The sequence below is a fragment of the Kitasatospora sp. NPDC096204 genome (assembly GCF_044763205.1).
Classification (GTDB): Bacteria; Actinomycetota; Actinomycetes; order Streptomycetales; family Streptomycetaceae; genus Kitasatospora.
In genome coordinates, this window is the sequence record NZ_JBIWFT010000028.1 from 1 (window position 1) to 15,054 (window position 15,054).

The window sequence follows — 15,054 nt, forward strand, 5'->3', positions numbered from 1 at the left end:
CCACCTACCGGCAGCTCACCCGCTGGGCTGAGAAAGGGCTGATCAAGAAGGTCCGCAGGGGCCGCTACACGGCAGCCGCCACACCAGCGGCCCCCGCCTTGCACCCCGGCCGAAATCCTTAACTACCCGGCCTTGGTGGAACTTCACCCTCGGCCGCGCCGCACCGGCCGTGACGGGCAGGTCCTGGGGCCGGACTACGCGGCCGCGTCCTCCGCCGGCTCGTCGGCGTGCTTGAGCCGGCTGCGGGCGGTGACCCGGTCCTCGCCCGACAGACCGACCCAGTACTCGTCCGCCCACACCGCGTGGGCAGCCCGCCGCTCGGCTTCCTCCAACCGCGCCGACTCCGCCAGCACCTCCTCGGCGAGACCCTCCCGGGCCGCCTCCAGATCACCGCTGAAGGCCGGCAGCGCGGCCAGATGCGCCCGCCGCTCGGCCTACACCGCCACCAGCGCACGCTGCGCCTCGATCAGACGGTCGGGGTACTCGAAGGTCTTCTGCTGCTTGCCCACGGCAGCAAATCGTACGCGCGAGCGGATCCGCGTCCGGCCGCGCCCCGCCTACACACCTTGACGGCCGTCCCGGAACGGGCGGGCGGATTCCTTGACGGTTGGCCCGGGCATCTTGATGCCCGCCCCAGGCCCCGGCGGGACTCCTTGATGGTCACCCCGCCGTCCGGCCGGGCACCTTGACGACCAACCTTGGAAGGCTTCCTCGACGCCTTGGAGACCGTCCCGCGTGTGCCCCGCGAACCTTGGAAGCCTGGTAAAACTCGCAGGTCAAAGCATTGGTGGAGCCGGGTGTGGATACCTTGATGCCCGCCCCAGGAGTTCCTGGGGCGGGCATCAAGGTGGCGAGGGTGTCAGCGTCGGTCGGGCTTGGTGCCAGACAGGTTCCACCAGGGCATGGCGTTGGCGTCGGGATCGCTCAGCGGCCACCAGACCTCGCCCTCGTAGCTGTTGTTCTCCAGGTCCTCCAGCCGGGCGACGCCGGCCGGGACGGTGCGCAGCATCTTGGCGACGTGCCGGTCTCGGGCGTGGTGCTGGAGCTGGTCGACCCGGTTGAAGAAGCCGGTGTCGCCGGTGCCGGTGAGGACGAACAGCAGGCGGGGGAACCGGATGTAGCGGCGTTCCCAGATCGGCACCCCGCCCTGCTGGGCCTCGGTGGTGCCGTGCCGTACCCCGGCCGGTAGCGGTGCGGTGGACCAGTAGCGGGCGTAGGCGTTCAGTTTCGATGACAGGCGCTCGGCGCTCATGGTGCCGCGGTCGACCTCACTGCGCCCCAGGGTCGGCGAAGTCTTCACCGTCTCCGCCGCCAACCCGGCGGTCGCGACGCTCTTCCTCCAGCCGAACGGCAACCTGGAGGTCTGGAACGCGACTGGGTCGTTCGGGGGCTGGATCAGCTTCAGCGGTGTGGAGTGGTCCTGTGCCGACTGACCGTATTCGGCGGCTCGCCGCCCACACGGCGCTGTGCGGAGCGTCGTTGGTCGTTGCCTCGGTTTGGGGCACCCAGTTGTTCAAGTGCTCTCGACAGCGAGCTCGGCCGCCTACATTGTTGACAGAAGGTTCTGAGCCTTCTGTGGTGGCTCAGTTGGGGGTCGCGGTACGGCGAGAGCCGGCCGGGCTTGGCAGTCGGCAGGGGAGGGGGCTCAGGTGTCCGTTGGGCGGGCAGGGGCGGTGCTGTTGGCATTGGGTGGGGTCTTGGTGGCCGCTGGTGGAGTCACGGCGGCGGTCTTCGCCCGGGATTCGGGAGTGGTGGTGAAGCAGGAGAACCTCCCGCTCACCCCGGAGATGCAGGAGTATGTTCAGAACCCGGAAGCGTTCGAGGAATATCTTCGTTCGCATCCTCCGCGGCCTCTGATGGGTGAGATCCGCGAGGGAGGCAAGTAGAGCACCGCTGCGGGGCTGCGCAACTCGGTCAGCGCAGCCCCGCAACCATCGCCCCTGGGATCAGTGGGAGTTGAGCCAGTCGATCACGCCGACGGCGTTACCTCCATGGTTGGACGAGTACATGTAGTTCTCGGTCCAGTTGCCGCTCTCGTCTGCCACCCGGTGGCTGTTGGTTCCCACGATCTGGCTACTCCCCTGGAAGTCGGCGACGATTGGCCCGCCGCTGGCACCGTGCCCCATGTCGCAGGCGAGCTTCAGCCGGTTGTCGAAAGGGTTCCAGTTGCCCGCGTCGACGGCGTTGCCGTGGCAGTACATGGGCTTAGACCCGTTGTGGAACTCGGAGTTGGGGCGGTTGTAGCCATCGACCGGGTACCCGAGAGAAGTGACTCCGTTGATGTCGGATGCGCTGTTGAAGCGGTAACCGTAAGCGCCGATCCAGTCCTGGAGATTGCCGTATTCTGATTGCGCGGTAACGATCCCTCCGCCCATGTCGCCCCAGAGGTGGTCGCTGTCATCGGCCCAAGCGGACGAGACAATGATCGACTTGACGGGCCAGAACCCCCAGGGGGCCGTTTCGTCGTACCCTGGCGCGAAGAGGAACTTCGAGTAGAATCCGCCGCCCTTGCCGCTGTGCAAGCAATGGCCGGCAGTCCAGATCGAATTCTTGTTGTTCGCGACGATGACGGCGGCGCTGCACGTTCCGAGCCTATCGTTGCCGGCGTCGAAGAAGAGTCGACCAGTGATGTTGATGTCCGGCCCGAGAGGTGAGGCGAGGTCCGAGCGTGACAGATCCCCGATCGTGGCAGCCGTTAGCGGCGAGGTCTGAGCCGCTTTCTGGCGCAACCTGAGCGGCGCGACCGAATCTGCGATGGCAGCCTTGGTGGCCTGTGGCTTGACTTCTGCGTGACGAAGCGCCCGTTCGTGTGCCTTGCCAGCGGCGTCCTTGGTGACTGTTGGTGCAGGCAGTGGGTTGGCGGCGGCCTGACGGATCCGCTCGGGGGTCCAAAAATCAAGGACGGACTGTTCGGGCTCGGGGGTTATCCATGATGTGACGCCGTTCTCCGGAGTCTCCGAAGCGAGCGGGACGTCGGGGGCGGCCTTGGCAATACTGGCTCCGGCTGTCGACATGGCCAGGATAACGGCGGCTATGAAAGTGCGGCGAAATTTCAATTCTTGCTCCGTCCATTCGATTTGCGGCACACCGTTTGCTTACGGCGTATTTCGACCGTAGCGGCGGATCGATGATCGAATAGTCGGCAATGTGCCGTTGGCTGGAAGCGATCGCTAACATGTCTCAAACTCCGTACGGGCCTTCCGGGAAAAACCCAAAGGCGATCCTATTGGTCAATTGTGGGCGGTGCTCCCAAAGGGTGTGTCAGGTGAAATCAAATCCAGATTGCGACATGTCGGATTAATATTGGAACGGGCTCCCGTTCGTCGCGATGGTCGCGCGTTGGGTCTCTTCGCCAACTGAATACTTGAAGATGCCTGCGAAACTCCACGTCAGGGCAACTTCGGGCGAGGTGTGCGTAGCATGTCGGGCGGCGAGCTCGCGGTGTAGCGGAAGCCGCATGATGACTTCCGGCGCGAGGAACGCCTGTTCGGAGTCTTTGTGAGCGTCCCGCCGACCGCAGAACCCACCCTGGGGGAGCTCCAGCGCGCTCTGCTACAGCTCCGCGAAGACCAGCGGGACGGCATCGCGGGACTGCGCGAGAATCTGCGAGCCGACCTTCAGGTCCTTGCCGGCCGGATCGAGCAGGCCGTAACCAAGGACGTCTACTCGTCCGACCAGCGATTGATCGACCAGCGACTCGTCGTCATCGAACGAGACCTCACTGCGGAGACCCGCGCCCGGGAAGCGGCCGAGACGTCGGCGGTCGCGGGTCGGCGGTGGCTGGTCGGCGCGTTCCTCGCACCACTGGTCGTGGCCGCGATGCAGCCGTCCGCCGCCTGCGCCGGTGTGATGAACCCGTTGCCGTTGCACTGGTTCCAGAAGGACGCCGTGGTCGCCACCACCGGCTCCGGCAAGACCCTCATCGCGGCCGGCTGCGCCCGCCGCCTGGCCGCGCGCGGCGTCGTCCTGGTCCTGGTGCCGACGATCGAACTCCTGGAACAGACCGCGGAAGCGTGGTCGCTGAAGGGCGGGCGCCGGGCCTGGTGGTGGCAGCCTGCTTGCGGGAGGAAGCGTTGGAGAGTGCGGAGGCCGGCGGCCGGGTGCGGGCGCAGGTGTCGACGCAGGCCGCGCGGATCGCGGACCTGGTCGCCTCGGCGAAGCCGGGCGAGCCGGCGACGGTGTACGCGACCTACGCGTCGCTGGAGCGGATCGTCCAGGCCCACCGCGACTTCCGGCCTGGGACCTGGTCGTCATCGACGAGGCGCACCGCACCGCGGGGGCGGAGGGCAAGGCCTGGGCGGCCGTGCACGACGACGCCCAGGTCCCCGCCGTGCGCCGGCTGTACTTCACCGCGACGCCGCGGATCGCGGACGACCGGCGGGCGAAGGACGGCCTGGCCGACCTCACCGACACCGACAGCGAGGTCACGGAGAAACTGCCGGCGCTGTGCTCGATGGACGACGAGTCCATCTACGGCCCCACCGTCTTCACCTGGACCCTTGGGCAGGGCATCGAGCACGGCTACCTCGACGACTACCGCGTCCTGGTCCCCGTCGTCACCGACGAGGACCTGCGCGACCTGCTCAACCTGCCCGCCGTCGCCGACCTGCGCTCCCAGCGCACCAACGAGGAACTCCTGCGCCTCGCGGTGCTGCGCGCGGTCGCCGATCTGGAGCTACGGCGGGTGATCACGTTCCATTCCCGGGTGTCGGGGACGCGGGAGTTCGCCGACGGTCTGCCGGCGGCGGCCGCCATGCTGAAGGACGCGGACCGTCCCGAACGGCTGACCGCGCTCGCCGTGGCCGGCACCGACCGCCTCAAGGATCGCCGGGCCGCGTTCGCCACGTTCAAGGCCTCCACGGGCGAGGACGGCGAGCAGTGCTGCATCATCTGCAACTCCCGGCTGCTGACCGAGGGCATCGACGTCGCCGCCGTCGGCGCCGTCTGCTTCGCCGGCCCCAAGTCCTCCGTGATCGACATCGTGCAGGCGGTCGGGTGGGCGCTGCGCCTGGCCGCCTCTCCCGGGCGGCTGACCGGCCACCCGCAACTGCTCCCGGGCACGGGGGCGTCGTCGAGTGGCAGATCGGCGAAACGGTTCCCAGCGGGTCCTGCGGACCGGTCGCAGGCGACACCCCCCTGCTCACCCACAACAGCCTCGACCCCAGGCCCCTCTTCGACGAACTGCCCGCATAGGTCAAAACCGTTGGCCAGGCGTTCTACATCGGCAAGGACGGGATCGAGAAGCTCTCCACCAGCCTGGAAAGTGGCTACACCGCATGGTCGCCGGAAATCGATGCCACCTGGCCAAGAAGTCCGGAAAGGCCGAGGGTGTCAAGTTCAAAACCTCCGCACACGCTGAGACCGGACTCGCATGGATGATGCGGAGCGCATTGGCAAAGGCATGGCACGGCGGCTGCATCGCCCGAGCTCGGAAAGGATCCTCCCCGTACCCGCGGGGGTCAGCCGCCCACCTTGTGCTCGGCGGGGAGCCGGCTCTGCTGCTGAGCCTGCTGATCGCCCACGGGCCAGGAGGTCCTCTACAGTCCCGGGAGCCTGGTGAACCGGGCCGCTGACGGGTACCGCGGCGGGGGCAAGACCGATGCCCGCGACGCCTACGTGATCGCCGATCAGGCCCGGATGCGCCGCGACCTGCAACGGATCCGGCCCGGCGACGAGGCCGCGATCGAGCTCAAGCTGCTGACCGGACGGCGCGCCGACCTGGTCGAGGACCGCATCCGCACGGTCATCCGCCTTCGCGGCGGGCCGCGGCCGGCCCGACCGGTCCGACGAGATGGGCCGTGATTCCGGTCTGCTACGTTCACATGCACGAATGAATCGCTCAGATGTGCAGTCATCGCAGTTGTGGCGGTGCTGCTCCGTGAGCGGGCACAGGACGGCCGGCAGGGGGACCGTAGTCCATGAACGCGTACGCAGGCTCGGACGGGCCGGGAGGGCTCTACGCCGTCCCCTCCACCACGCCGCCGCTCGGACCGACCTTCGGGGTCAATCCGGCGGACCTGGACTTGGCGGCCAAGGCCGCCAAGGAGAGCGGTGAGGCGATACCCGGTGAGCTCAAGGCGATCCACCAGCCCTCCGACACGGCGGTCGCCGCTCTGTCGGGCTGGCAGGTCGGCGCCGCGCTGCACAACTGCACCGCGGCGTGGGAGGAACTGCTGAACAAGCTGGCCTCCGAGGTCGACGGGGTCGCCCTGAAGCTGAGCCAGACCGCCACCGATTACCGCAACGCGGACAAGAACGGCGCCACGAGCCTGAAGCCTTCCGGGCTGTTCCCGCAGGGGACGCACTGATGGTCAGCCTCGCCCAGCTGCGCGATGCCAACCTGTCCGGCCTGGCGCCGGCGGCCACCGCCTACGACACCCTTGCCGCCAACTTCGGCAAGCATGTCCAGAACATGCAGCACGAGGTCCTCAAGCACGTCTTCAACGCGAACTGGGTCGGCAACGCCGCCGGCGCCGCCAACGCCTCGCTGCAGCGCACCGGCAGTCGGCTGGATGCCGCCCACACGGAGATGTCGGCGGTCTCTGGGCTGCTGCGCGAGGCCTCCGAGAGCTTCCTGCTGGCGCAGTCCAAGCTGCAGATGGCATTGCAGGAGGCCCAGAAGCTGGGGCTGACCGTCGCCGATGACGGGACGGTGTCCTGGCCCGCTCCGTCCAAGGCCGAGACGAACGACCCGGGGTACAACATCCCCGAGCAGGCGAAGGCGCTGGCGAACCGGATATCCGGCGCCGTCGCCGAGGCCGGCAACGCCGATCAGAAGATCGCGGGGCTCCTGAACTCCCTGACCGAGCGCGCCCGGAACGGCACGGGGCTGGAGACGGACAAGGCTGCCGCCGACCTCAAGGCCGTCACACAGCAGGGCGTCGACCTGATGGCCGCGGGCTTCCCGCCCGCCGGTGCCTCGCCCACCGAGGTCAACTCCTGGTGGAAGGGCCTGACGTCGGGCGAGCAGCAGCGGCTCATCGAGGCGCACCCGGACCTGCTGGGCATGCGCGACGGCATCCCCGCAGTGGCCCGCAACGAGGCCAATCAGCTCAATCTCGCCAACCTCATCAGCAAGTACCAGCAGAAATCCAACCTGACGGAGGACGAGAAGCAGAAGCTCGACGGCTTCATCGCGATCAGCAAGAAGCTGGAGGAACGCAGGGGCAAGCAGCCGCCCGTCTTCCTGATCGGCGTCAGCGAGGAGGGGCAGGGCCGCGGCATCCTGTCCTACGGCAACCCGGACACCGCGAAGAACGTCAGCGCGTACGTGCCGGGGCTGGGTACCACGCTCTCCGCGGTCGGCGGCAAGGACGCCGACCGCGCCTTGAACGTGTGGAACGCCGCAGCCGCCGCCGATCCCAACGCCGAGGTCGCCTCGATGGTCTGGCTCGGCTACGATCCGCCGCCCGGTCTGGAGAAGCTCGCCCAGGGCGACCCCCGGCCTCTGGAGGTGATGGACACCGACCGCGCCGCCAAGGGCGGCGCCGCCTACGACAGGTTCATGGCGGGCCTGCGCGCCACCCACGACGGCCCCCCGGCCCACCTCGTCGCCCTCGCCCACAGCTACGGCTCCACCACCGTCGGCCTGGGCGCGCAGATGACCGGTGGCACCGGCGCCGACGACATCATCCTCGTCGGTTCCCCCGGCACCGGCGCCACCAAGGCATCCCAACTGAACGTCGATCCCGGCCACGTGTGGGTCGGCGACGCGGAGAACGACCCCGTGAGCCATCTTCCGCCTGCAACGCGTGTCGCCAACGACGTGGCCCTCTTCCCTGCCCTGGGCCCCCTCGGCGACGAGGTGTACAAGATGTACTCCCCTGACAACCAGCTCTGGTTCGGCCAGGACCCGGCCAGCAAGGAATTCGGCGCCAACCGCTTCGCCGTCCCGGACGGCGCGCCGCTGTCCTTCGACTCGCACTCCCACTACATGGACGAGCCGAAGAAGGACCCCGCACCGGACGATGCTGCGGTCTCGGTCAACAACATCGGCCAGATCGTGGCCGGCAAGTACGACCACGTCACAAGGCAGGGCCAACGATGACCATCCCATCCCGTCGCACCTCGCTCGTCAGCGCCGCACCCTCGAACGCCCCGCGACCCGGCAAGCCGCTGACGCGGCGTCTCGCTGCGGCCGCCGTGCCCATCGCGCTCGTGCTGACGCTGACGGCCTGCGGGGCCTTCACCGCCGCCGTCGGCGACGGCGCCCGCCCGGACCCGACGGCGACGGCCCCGCTCATGGCGCCCGGGCAGGCCCTGCAGAAGCTCAACGCCCTGCTGGAAGAGGCGACCTCGAACCTGCAGCCGACGCTGCGGTATTGGGATGCCTGGCCTGAGACCAGGGAGCAGTACTCCTCCGGCCTGAACGAGCACTCCCTCGGCTACGCCAAAGCCTCCCGCAAGCGCCACGTCATGACCAAGGTCGCCCCCGCCAAGTACGCCACCCTGCTGGAAACGGTGCGGAGCGTGTGGGAGGCCAAGGCCTACCGCATCGAAACGGGCCCCGCCGGGCAGGCCGTGTCCGCCACCACGGCGGAGGGGTTCAGCGTGCGCATCGGCATCGGCTCCGCCGGGGACATCGACATCGAGGCCACTGTCAGCCCGATCCCGGTGCCCGATGGCCGGGACCTGTTCGGCACCCCGACACCCGACCCTGTCATGGCCAACGGCAACCCGGACATCCTGCCCAAGTACGACGACCCGTACTGGTCTGCCTGACCACCGGCCCGTCCCCTGTTCCACGTACCGTCTGCTGGGCTGCCGCCGTACGGCGCCCGCACCTTTGGAAAGTCCTCGAATGACCCCCGAACAGGCCGTCCAGGCACTCAACGCGCTCCTCGACGAGGCGATGTCCGCCATCCGCCCCCGGTTGCAGTACTGGGACGGCTGGCCGCGGTCCACCGAGCAGACCACAGGCCCCGACGACCGCTCCCTGGGCTACGCCGTTGCCACCCGCGACCGCTACATCATGACCAAGGTCGCCGCAGCCAAGTACGGCGCGCTGCTGGGCGTCGCCGAACGTGGCTGGCAGGCCCGCGGCTACCGGATCTCCTCCGTCAACCCCGGCCAGCCCGCCATGTTCGCCACCACGCCCACTGGGTACGGCGTGTGCATGCTCTTCGGCGCCGCCGGCAACATCACCTTCCAAGCCACCGTGGGCCCCATCCCCGTCATCCGCGACCGCGACCCCTTTGGCACCTACGTCCCCGAGCCGACTCTGCCAAACGGCAACCTCGACATCATTCCCCGGTACGACGACCCGTTCTGGTCGCACTGAACCACCACCCGGCAGCACTCGAGGCGAGCCGAACTCTCGAACAAGCTCAGCACGATCCCGTCCTGGCCCAGTGCCCCGAACTCGACGCCCTCACCAGTCACGTCAGGTCCTTCGCCCAGATGCTCACCGGGCGTGAGGGCGAGCGGCTACCACAGTGGATCGACGCGGTCCGGCGCGACGACCTCCCTGGTCTCCACACCCCTGCCGTCGGACTTGAACGCGACCTGGACGCCGTAATGGCCGGCCGGACCCTGCCCTGGAGTTCGGGAGCGGTCGAAGGCCATGTGAACCGAATCAAGATGCTCAAGCGACAGATGTACGGACGAGCGGGATTCGACCCCCTGCGAAAGCGTGTCCTTCTCGTGGGCTGAACACGTTCTCGCCGCTGACTATTTGAGAAGCCTGAAGCCCGGTTGAGGAGCCCACGCGCGCAGGAATTCCGCCGTGCCGAACACGGCCGGCAACGGGCCGTCCGTCATCGCGAGCACACCCGGAAGTCCGTCCACGACTGCAACCTGGTCATCCAGTAGCTCAGCGTTGGCAACGCCGCCGACCACGTCCATGATGGCAGCCGTCAGCAGGGCCGTGGCGAGGTGATCGATCGGTCTGTTGCACCCAGCGATGACATCCACAGCGTGTGTCGGGCTGAAGCCGATGAGGGGCTCCAGATCGGGGCCGTCCGCGTGCTCGGCCTCGAAGGTCTCCTCGTCGCCGATTCCGGGACCCATTACGTAAACCAGGAATGGCCGGCGACCGTCGAGTTCCCCTGGGGCCGGGGCGCCGAGTCGGTCGGCGAACACGTTGAGGTCATAGCCGCCAGGGCGCTTCTCCTCGAAGCGAGCTGACGATCCCACCAGGAAACCCCGGAGTCGCTTAACACCTGCGGTCGGAACCGCCTCGGCCAACTCAATCACCAACACTGGACCACCCATAGCGGGAGCCTAACCAGCCGAGCGGCATGCCCCCCAGCCCATTACTCGACGTGACCGTGCCACACAAACCGGCTCTGTCGCCGATTGAGGGGTCTTGGCTGGTCGATCATGGTGACAGGAGGATGCGACGTCGCAGGAGGTCGAAGTTGGCCCGCCCGGCCGTACATCTGCCTCTTCAGGAGCTTGATCCTGGTCACGTTGCCCTCGACCGCTCCCGAGGTGAGCGTGGTGTTCAGGGCCGCGAGAACGGCTGCGCGGTCGCGGCGGATCCCGCCGGCCAGGGTGCGGAGCTCTGGTTGACCGTCGAGGCGGACGTCGGCGAGCCACATGTCGAGGGCCAGGTGCTCGCTGCGGCGTTCGCGCACCATGGTGGCCAAGCGCCGGGCGTACTCGGTGGTAGCGGCCAGAGCGGGGTTGCGTCCGCACCGATCCTCAAGGGACTTGCGTTCGGTGTCGTCGAGCCGCTCGGGCCGGCGCATGATCCAGTCGGTGACGCGACGGACGGTCAGGTGGGGCAGTAGGGCCTGTGTCGGGATCGCTCCGGTGCGGTAGGGCCGTAGGTGACGCCGGACCGTGTTCACGTCACCGCGGTAGCCCGGCTCTTTAATCTCCCTGGTGAGCGCTGCGGCGTTGGTGCATCCCTCCATCCACCGGTGGTGCAGGTAGCGTCGGTAGTCGTCGACCACGCTCGGGCGGTGGGTCGCTGCGACGAGGAGTTGCTCGACGTCGGCGGCTCGGGCGAAACGCAGGACGGTGCCGCGGCTGAGGTGGAGCTCGCGGGCGATGGCACGCAGGCTGTCGCCGCGTTCGATGCGTTCGTGGATCTGCCGGTGGCGTTCGCGGGTTCGGGCGACCAAGGGACGTGGCCTGCCGTGGACGTCCAGCTCGTTCGAGCCGGCGGCCGCGGAGCGGGGCGCGTCGTCCTGGTCTTCGCTCACGGTGAGGGGTTCGCGCAGGTCGGCGCGGTGGCGGCCGACGACGCGCTCGACGGCTTCGGCGAGGTTGTGCAGCAGGTGCCAGGCGTCGGCCACCTGCTGGGCCTGTGGTGCACCTGAACTGGCGCCGTCGCGGAAGGAGCCGGCGCGGTCGCGGCAGATCGTCCGCACCTCGGGATGGTCGCGCAGCCAGGTGGCGAAGGTGTTCGCGGTCCGGTCGGCGAGGACGTCGATCGGCCGGTGGGTGTCCATGTCCACGAGGACGGTCGCGTAGGTGCGACCGCGGCGCACGGCGAACTCGTCCACGCCCAGACGCGGGACGAGTCCCGACGACGGGACGGGCAGCGCGCGGATGAGGCGAAGCAGGGTGTCGCGGCAGGTGGTGATGGCCAGATGTCCGGAGATCCGGGCTCCGGCTCGTCCGCCCAGGAACAGGGTGATGTCGGTGAGCTGAGCGGTGAGGGCGGTCGTGCGGCGCGCGTGCCGGGACGTCAGATCCTGGATCTGCTCGGCGAACGTCCGTCGCCCGCACCGGTCGTTCCCGCACACGAGACGACGCGCCCTCAGCTCCAGGCGTACCCGCCGGCCGGCTATCGGACGGTCCGCCAGACGCCGCTTGTAGTAGCAGTGCAGCCGCGACGACCTCCGCCCACACCCGGGGCAGGCAGCCGACGCCGCCACCGACCGCACGGCGAGACGAACCTCGCCGTCCCCAAGCACGATCTCCTCGACCTCCACGCCGATCCCAGGGAAGAGAAGGTCGACCACACACGCCGCATCCATCACGCCCAGGTCATGCCCACCACCCGCTCCTGGTCGGCACGGACCCCTCAATCAGCGACAGAGCCCAGAAGTTGGACCAGAACCCCGGATTGGGCAGCAGGGCCTGAGCTCCGGGCCACAAGATCACGGTGTCGGACTCCTCTGCCACCATGCCCTCATGTCGACTGCACCTGATCACCGCCCCGAAGACGCCGCGCTCGACTTCCTGCGTTCAGAAGCGATTCCCAAACCGCGTGAGACGCCTCGTGGTCGATTTCGTCCGGATCGATCTCGTTCGGGTGACTGCTCGGTGGTGGGTGCATGAGGGAAGGGACTCCTGCACAACTCGGTGATGTCGAGTCAGCCGAGAACCAGGAGGTCCTGGTGCCCCACTGTGGCGCGTCCGTCCTGTCCTCGCCCAGTTCCGGCATGTCGTGCGACTGCGTCGCCCACCAGTTCGGCAACGCCGCCGACCAGTCGGATCGCGTCCGCCGATACGCCAGCGATCTGACGGACGTGGAATGGACCTTGATCCGCCGCCTGTCTACCCGACGACGGCTACATGCCTGAGCAGCGAAAACCTGAAGCTACGTCCGCTTTGGGAATCGCTTCGCAGTCCCCATGGACGGCCAGTTCAAATGGCATACCGGGAAGCTCTGTCACAGACCGTGACGCCACTTCCAAGGGCGCCGTTCCTGGCTCGGGGCGAGTCGCCTCCTGTCGGTACGACCGTCCCGTGACCGCGCGCCCGGCGGGTCGCGGAGGCGGAGGCCTGGGACGCAGGTCGCGCCGATGAGGTTACGAATCCTTCGCGAACGCGCTGGCGTGGTCGGCGGCCCACTGGCGAAACGTTCGCGGCGCCGTCCCGAGGAGGTCGGACACCGTGGTGGTGACGTGGGCGGGTTGGCCGACTGCCGCGTGCCAGGCGGCGAGCAGCATCTCGACGGCCGCGCTGGGTGCGCCCTGGGAGAGGGTGCGGAACTCGTCCGGCGTCATCTCGTCGAAGGCGAGGCGACGGCCGAGGGCGTCGCCGATGACGGCGACCTGTTCGGCGTGGGTCAGCGACTCGGGGCCGGTCAGGACGTAGTCGCCGCCGACGTGTCCGTCCTGGTGGAGCGTGCGGGCCACGACGGCGGCGATGTCGCGGTCGTCGACCGGTGCCGTCGCGGCGGCGGCGTACGGCCAGCGGACCACGTCGCCCGCGCGGATCGCCGGTGCCCACCAGGGCAGGCAGTTCGAGGCGAACATCCCCGGTCGGACGACCGTCGACTCGAGGCCGGTCGCGGCGATCAGGCGCTCGAGGTCGGCGTGCAGGGCGGCCATCGGGTTGGGCTGCTGGAAGAAGGGGTGCGGCGTCCGGTGCGGGGAGGAGAGGAGGACGACCCGCCGCGCCCGGGCCGCCAGCCGCGCCACGACCTCGGCGGCGGTCGCGGGTGGGGCGGTCCAGAGGAGGAAGACCACGCCCGCGCCGTTCAGGGCCGGCTCGAGTGAGTCGGGCGCGGTGAGGTCGCCGGTGACGACCTCGACCTGCGGCGGCAGCACCGCGGCGGCTTCCAGGCGGCGGGTGAGGGCGCGGACCGGTACGCCCGCGTCGAGGAGTTGGTCGATGACGAGGCGGCCGATCCGGCCCGTCGCCCCGGTCACGAGTACGGGAGCACTGTCTGTCTGACTCATGCCGCCCATAAAAACGTTACTTGGTTAAAAATGCAACTCAGTCACGCTGATGGTACGGTGGTCCGATGAGCGAGCCGACGGGTCTGCGGGACCTCAAGAAGGAGCGGACGCGCGACGCCATCGCCGAGGCGGCCGCGTCGCTGTTCCTGGAGCACGGCTTCGACCGCGTCTCGGTCAACGACATCGCCGCCGCCGCCGAGATCTCCAAACCGACCCTCTTCCGGTACTTCCCCACCAAGGAAGACCTGGTACTGCACCGGTTCGCGGACCACCAGGGCGAGGCGGCCCGCGTGGTCCGCGACCGGGAGCCCGGCATCGCGCCGGCGGCGGCGCTGCATCGGCACTTCCGGGCCGCCCTCGACCGCCACGACCCCGTCACTGGCCTCAACGATCATCCACAGGTGGTCGCGTTCCACGGGCTGGTGTTCAGCACGCCCAGCCTGGCCGGACGGCTCGCGCAGTACCAGCTCGAGGACGAGGAGGCGCTGGCGCGGGCCCTCGGTGACGGCGTCCAGGCGCGCGTGCGGGCCGCCCAGGTGATCGCGACCCAGCGGGTGCTCGCCCGCGCCAACTGGCAGAAGATCGCCGACGGTCGAACTGCCCGCGATGTCCACGCCGAGGCCGTCGCCGACGCCGACCAGGCATTCAACCAACTGCGGTGAGAAGCGACTCCCAAACTGGCGGAGGCGGCTGCCGCTCGAACTTCTGCGTGCATCAGCCTTGTTCGGATGATTGCTCCGCAGCCGACGCATAGAAGTAGGGCCTCCTGCACAGTTCGGTGATGTCGAGTCAACAAACCTCAGGAGGCCGGTGTTCTGACCCGTGAGGTTGGGGACGCGAGGTTCCGCCCCGTCGCCCGATCCAGCAGTGAAGCCTCAGGCTCGACGACCTGGGGCTTTCCCACGATCCTCCGCCGCCCCGGCGACGCGCTGGGTGGGGGCGGCCCGTTCCGGCAAGCCCTGCCGCTCCGCCGCGCTTCAGCCGCAGTGCTCGAAGCTGTAACCGCCGTCACCGAATCCCGAGAACTCGTTGTACCTGAGCTCCCCGATGAAGTCGATGCAGGCCCCCTTGGCGTAGGCATAGACCGGGCCCGCGTACCGGGTGTAGTTCTGGTCGGCGCCGTCCCGGACCCAGCTGCCGTCCCCGGAACGCCGGATGAAGACAGCGATCCGGTTGTGGCCGGTGACTGTCGCGTCGTTTCCGCGGGCGATCGCGCAGTTGTATCCGTTCCCGCTGTTGTAGTAGATGTCGATGAAGCCGACCACCACGCCGACGTTGTAACGGTCGTTGATGTCCCAGCTCTTCTTGAAGGCGTACGCGCTTCCGCACTTGTTGACCCGGTCGGTGGCGTGGGCCGCACCGGCGGAGAGGCCCATGAAGCCTCCGGCGAGGACCGTGGCCGCGAGTACGGCCGCGAGGTGCTTCTTGATCACGGAGAGCTCCCTTGTCGTGTCCTGGTTGCCGAGGGCCG

16 protein-coding genes and 2 pseudogenes are annotated in these 15,054 nt (G+C 68.6%); 10 read left to right on the forward strand and 8 right to left on the reverse strand.

What is annotated here, in order from left to right; translation table 11 throughout:
* Positions 1-194: 194 nt before the first annotated feature.
* On the reverse strand, positions 195-353 hold the full coding sequence (locus tag ACIQ87_RS27050) for a hypothetical protein (RefSeq protein ID WP_402411111.1): 159 nt from the start codon (positions 351-353) through the stop codon (positions 195-197).
* Positions 354-859: 506 nt separating this feature from the next.
* On the reverse strand, positions 860-1,252 hold the full coding sequence (locus tag ACIQ87_RS27055) for a hypothetical protein (protein WP_402411114.1): 393 nt from the start codon (positions 1,250-1,252) through the stop codon (positions 860-862).
* Between ACIQ87_RS27055 and ACIQ87_RS27060 the strand changes: the two genes are divergently transcribed.
* Positions 1,251-1,433 (forward strand): hypothetical protein, encoded by a 183-nt coding sequence (locus ACIQ87_RS27060; protein ID WP_402411117.1) that lies wholly within the window; start codon positions 1,251-1,253, stop codon positions 1,431-1,433. The two genes, ACIQ87_RS27055 and ACIQ87_RS27060, sit on opposite strands and share 2 nt — an antisense overlap.
* Positions 1,434-1,946: 513 nt before the next feature.
* On the opposite strand, the gene ACIQ87_RS27065 is transcribed toward ACIQ87_RS27060, so the two are convergent.
* Both ACIQ87_RS27065 and ACIQ87_RS27070 read right to left on the reverse strand, forming a co-directional pair.
* Positions 1,947-3,086 (reverse strand): trypsin-like serine peptidase, encoded by a 1,140-nt coding sequence (locus tag ACIQ87_RS27065; RefSeq protein ID WP_402411119.1) that lies wholly within the window; start codon positions 3,084-3,086, stop codon positions 1,947-1,949.
* Between the two features lie 466 nt (positions 3,087-3,552).
* Positions 3,553-3,870 carry a hypothetical protein gene (locus ACIQ87_RS27070; protein WP_402411122.1) on the reverse strand — a complete coding sequence of 106 codons (318 nt, stop codon included), beginning with the start codon at positions 3,868-3,870 and terminating at the stop codon, positions 3,553-3,555.
* On the opposite strand from ACIQ87_RS27070, the pseudogene ACIQ87_RS27075 reads away from it, so the two are divergent.
* From ACIQ87_RS27075 to ACIQ87_RS27110, 8 genes and pseudogenes are all read left to right on the forward strand, one after another.
* Positions 3,850-4,008 (forward strand): annotated as a pseudogene (locus ACIQ87_RS27075) (DEAD/DEAH box helicase family protein); the annotation flags it as partial. The gene ACIQ87_RS27070 and the pseudogene ACIQ87_RS27075 sit on opposite strands and share 21 nt — an antisense overlap.
* Before the next feature lie 295 nt (positions 4,009-4,303).
* The gene (locus ACIQ87_RS27080; RefSeq protein ID WP_402411124.1) at positions 4,304-5,359 is read left to right on the forward strand and encodes a helicase-related protein; all 1,056 of its coding nucleotides are present in this window, start codon (positions 4,304-4,306) and stop codon (positions 5,357-5,359) included.
* Between the two features lie 121 nt (positions 5,360-5,480).
* A pseudogene (locus tag ACIQ87_RS27085) lies at positions 5,481-5,760 on the forward strand (IS110 family transposase); the annotation flags it as partial.
* Positions 5,761-5,918: 158 nt separating this feature from the next.
* A complete protein-coding gene (locus ACIQ87_RS27090) occupies positions 5,919-6,308 on the forward strand; it encodes a hypothetical protein (RefSeq protein ID WP_402411126.1) in 390 nt (129 codons plus the stop codon).
* Entirely contained in the window at positions 6,308-8,047 is a 1,740-nt protein-coding gene (locus ACIQ87_RS27095) for an alpha/beta hydrolase (protein WP_402411129.1), read from the forward strand. The genes ACIQ87_RS27090 and ACIQ87_RS27095 overlap by 1 nt, the downstream gene beginning before the upstream one ends.
* Positions 8,044-8,721: a hypothetical protein gene (locus tag ACIQ87_RS27100; RefSeq protein ID WP_402411131.1), complete on the forward strand. Its 678-nt coding sequence runs from the start codon at positions 8,044-8,046 to the stop codon at positions 8,719-8,721. Before ACIQ87_RS27095 ends, ACIQ87_RS27100 begins: the two co-directional genes overlap by 4 nt.
* Before the next feature lie 79 nt (positions 8,722-8,800).
* Positions 8,801-9,280: a hypothetical protein gene (locus ACIQ87_RS27105; protein WP_402411134.1), complete on the forward strand. Its 480-nt coding sequence runs from the start codon at positions 8,801-8,803 to the stop codon at positions 9,278-9,280.
* A gap of 62 nt (positions 9,281-9,342) precedes the next feature.
* Complete coding sequence (locus ACIQ87_RS27110) at positions 9,343-9,651, forward strand: transposase (RefSeq protein WP_402411377.1); 309 nt, start codon at positions 9,343-9,345, stop codon at positions 9,649-9,651.
* Positions 9,652-9,669: 18 nt separating this feature from the next.
* Here ACIQ87_RS27110 and ACIQ87_RS27115 read toward each other — a convergent pair whose 3' ends face one another.
* The 3 genes from ACIQ87_RS27115 to ACIQ87_RS27125 form a co-directional block, all read right to left on the reverse strand.
* On the reverse strand, positions 9,670-10,212 hold the full coding sequence (locus tag ACIQ87_RS27115) for a DUF6368 family protein (protein WP_402411135.1): 543 nt from the start codon (positions 10,210-10,212) through the stop codon (positions 9,670-9,672).
* Between the two features lie 41 nt (positions 10,213-10,253).
* Positions 10,254-11,885, reverse strand: coding sequence for an ISL3 family transposase (locus ACIQ87_RS27120; protein WP_402411137.1), 1,632 nt, complete (start codon positions 11,883-11,885; stop codon positions 10,254-10,256).
* An 822-nt stretch (positions 11,886-12,707) separates the two neighbouring features.
* Complete coding sequence (locus tag ACIQ87_RS27125) at positions 12,708-13,583, reverse strand: SDR family oxidoreductase (RefSeq protein ID WP_402411139.1); 876 nt, start codon at positions 13,581-13,583, stop codon at positions 12,708-12,710.
* Positions 13,584-13,648: 65 nt separating this feature from the next.
* On the opposite strand from ACIQ87_RS27125, the gene ACIQ87_RS27130 reads away from it, so the two are divergent.
* On the forward strand, positions 13,649-14,245 hold the full coding sequence (locus ACIQ87_RS27130; RefSeq protein WP_402411142.1) for a TetR/AcrR family transcriptional regulator: 597 nt from the start codon (positions 13,649-13,651) through the stop codon (positions 14,243-14,245).
* Between the two features lie 315 nt (positions 14,246-14,560).
* Here the strand turns inward: ACIQ87_RS27130 and ACIQ87_RS27135 are convergent, their stop codons facing one another.
* The gene (locus tag ACIQ87_RS27135) at positions 14,561-15,016 is read right to left on the reverse strand and encodes a hypothetical protein (RefSeq protein ID WP_402411144.1); all 456 of its coding nucleotides are present in this window, start codon (positions 15,014-15,016) and stop codon (positions 14,561-14,563) included.
* Positions 15,017-15,054 lie beyond the last annotated feature (38 nt).

Bases quoted from the DNA above. Each gene is read 5' to 3' on its own strand.
- ACIQ87_RS27060 (WP_402411117.1), top strand. From the start codon at position 1,251: ATGGTGCCGCGGTCGACCTCACTGCGCCCCAGGGTCGGCGAAGTCTTC.
- ACIQ87_RS27055 (WP_402411114.1), bottom strand. From the start codon at position 1,252: ATGAGCGCCGAGCGCCTGTCATCGAAACTGAACGCCTACGCCCGCTAC.
- ACIQ87_RS27090 (WP_402411126.1), top strand. From the start codon at position 5,919: ATGAACGCGTACGCAGGCTCGGACGGGCCGGGAGGGCTCTACGCCGTC.
- ACIQ87_RS27095 (WP_402411129.1), top strand. From the start codon at position 6,308: ATGGTCAGCCTCGCCCAGCTGCGCGATGCCAACCTGTCCGGCCTGGCG.
- ACIQ87_RS27100 (WP_402411131.1), top strand. From the start codon at position 8,044: ATGACCATCCCATCCCGTCGCACCTCGCTCGTCAGCGCCGCACCCTCG.
- ACIQ87_RS27105 (WP_402411134.1), top strand. From the start codon at position 8,801: ATGACCCCCGAACAGGCCGTCCAGGCACTCAACGCGCTCCTCGACGAG.
- ACIQ87_RS27115 (WP_402411135.1), bottom strand. From the start codon at position 10,212: ATGGGTGGTCCAGTGTTGGTGATTGAGTTGGCCGAGGCGGTTCCGACC.
- ACIQ87_RS27125 (WP_402411139.1), bottom strand. From the start codon at position 13,583: ATGAGTCAGACAGACAGTGCTCCCGTACTCGTGACCGGGGCGACGGGC.
- ACIQ87_RS27130 (WP_402411142.1), top strand. From the start codon at position 13,649: ATGAGCGAGCCGACGGGTCTGCGGGACCTCAAGAAGGAGCGGACGCGC.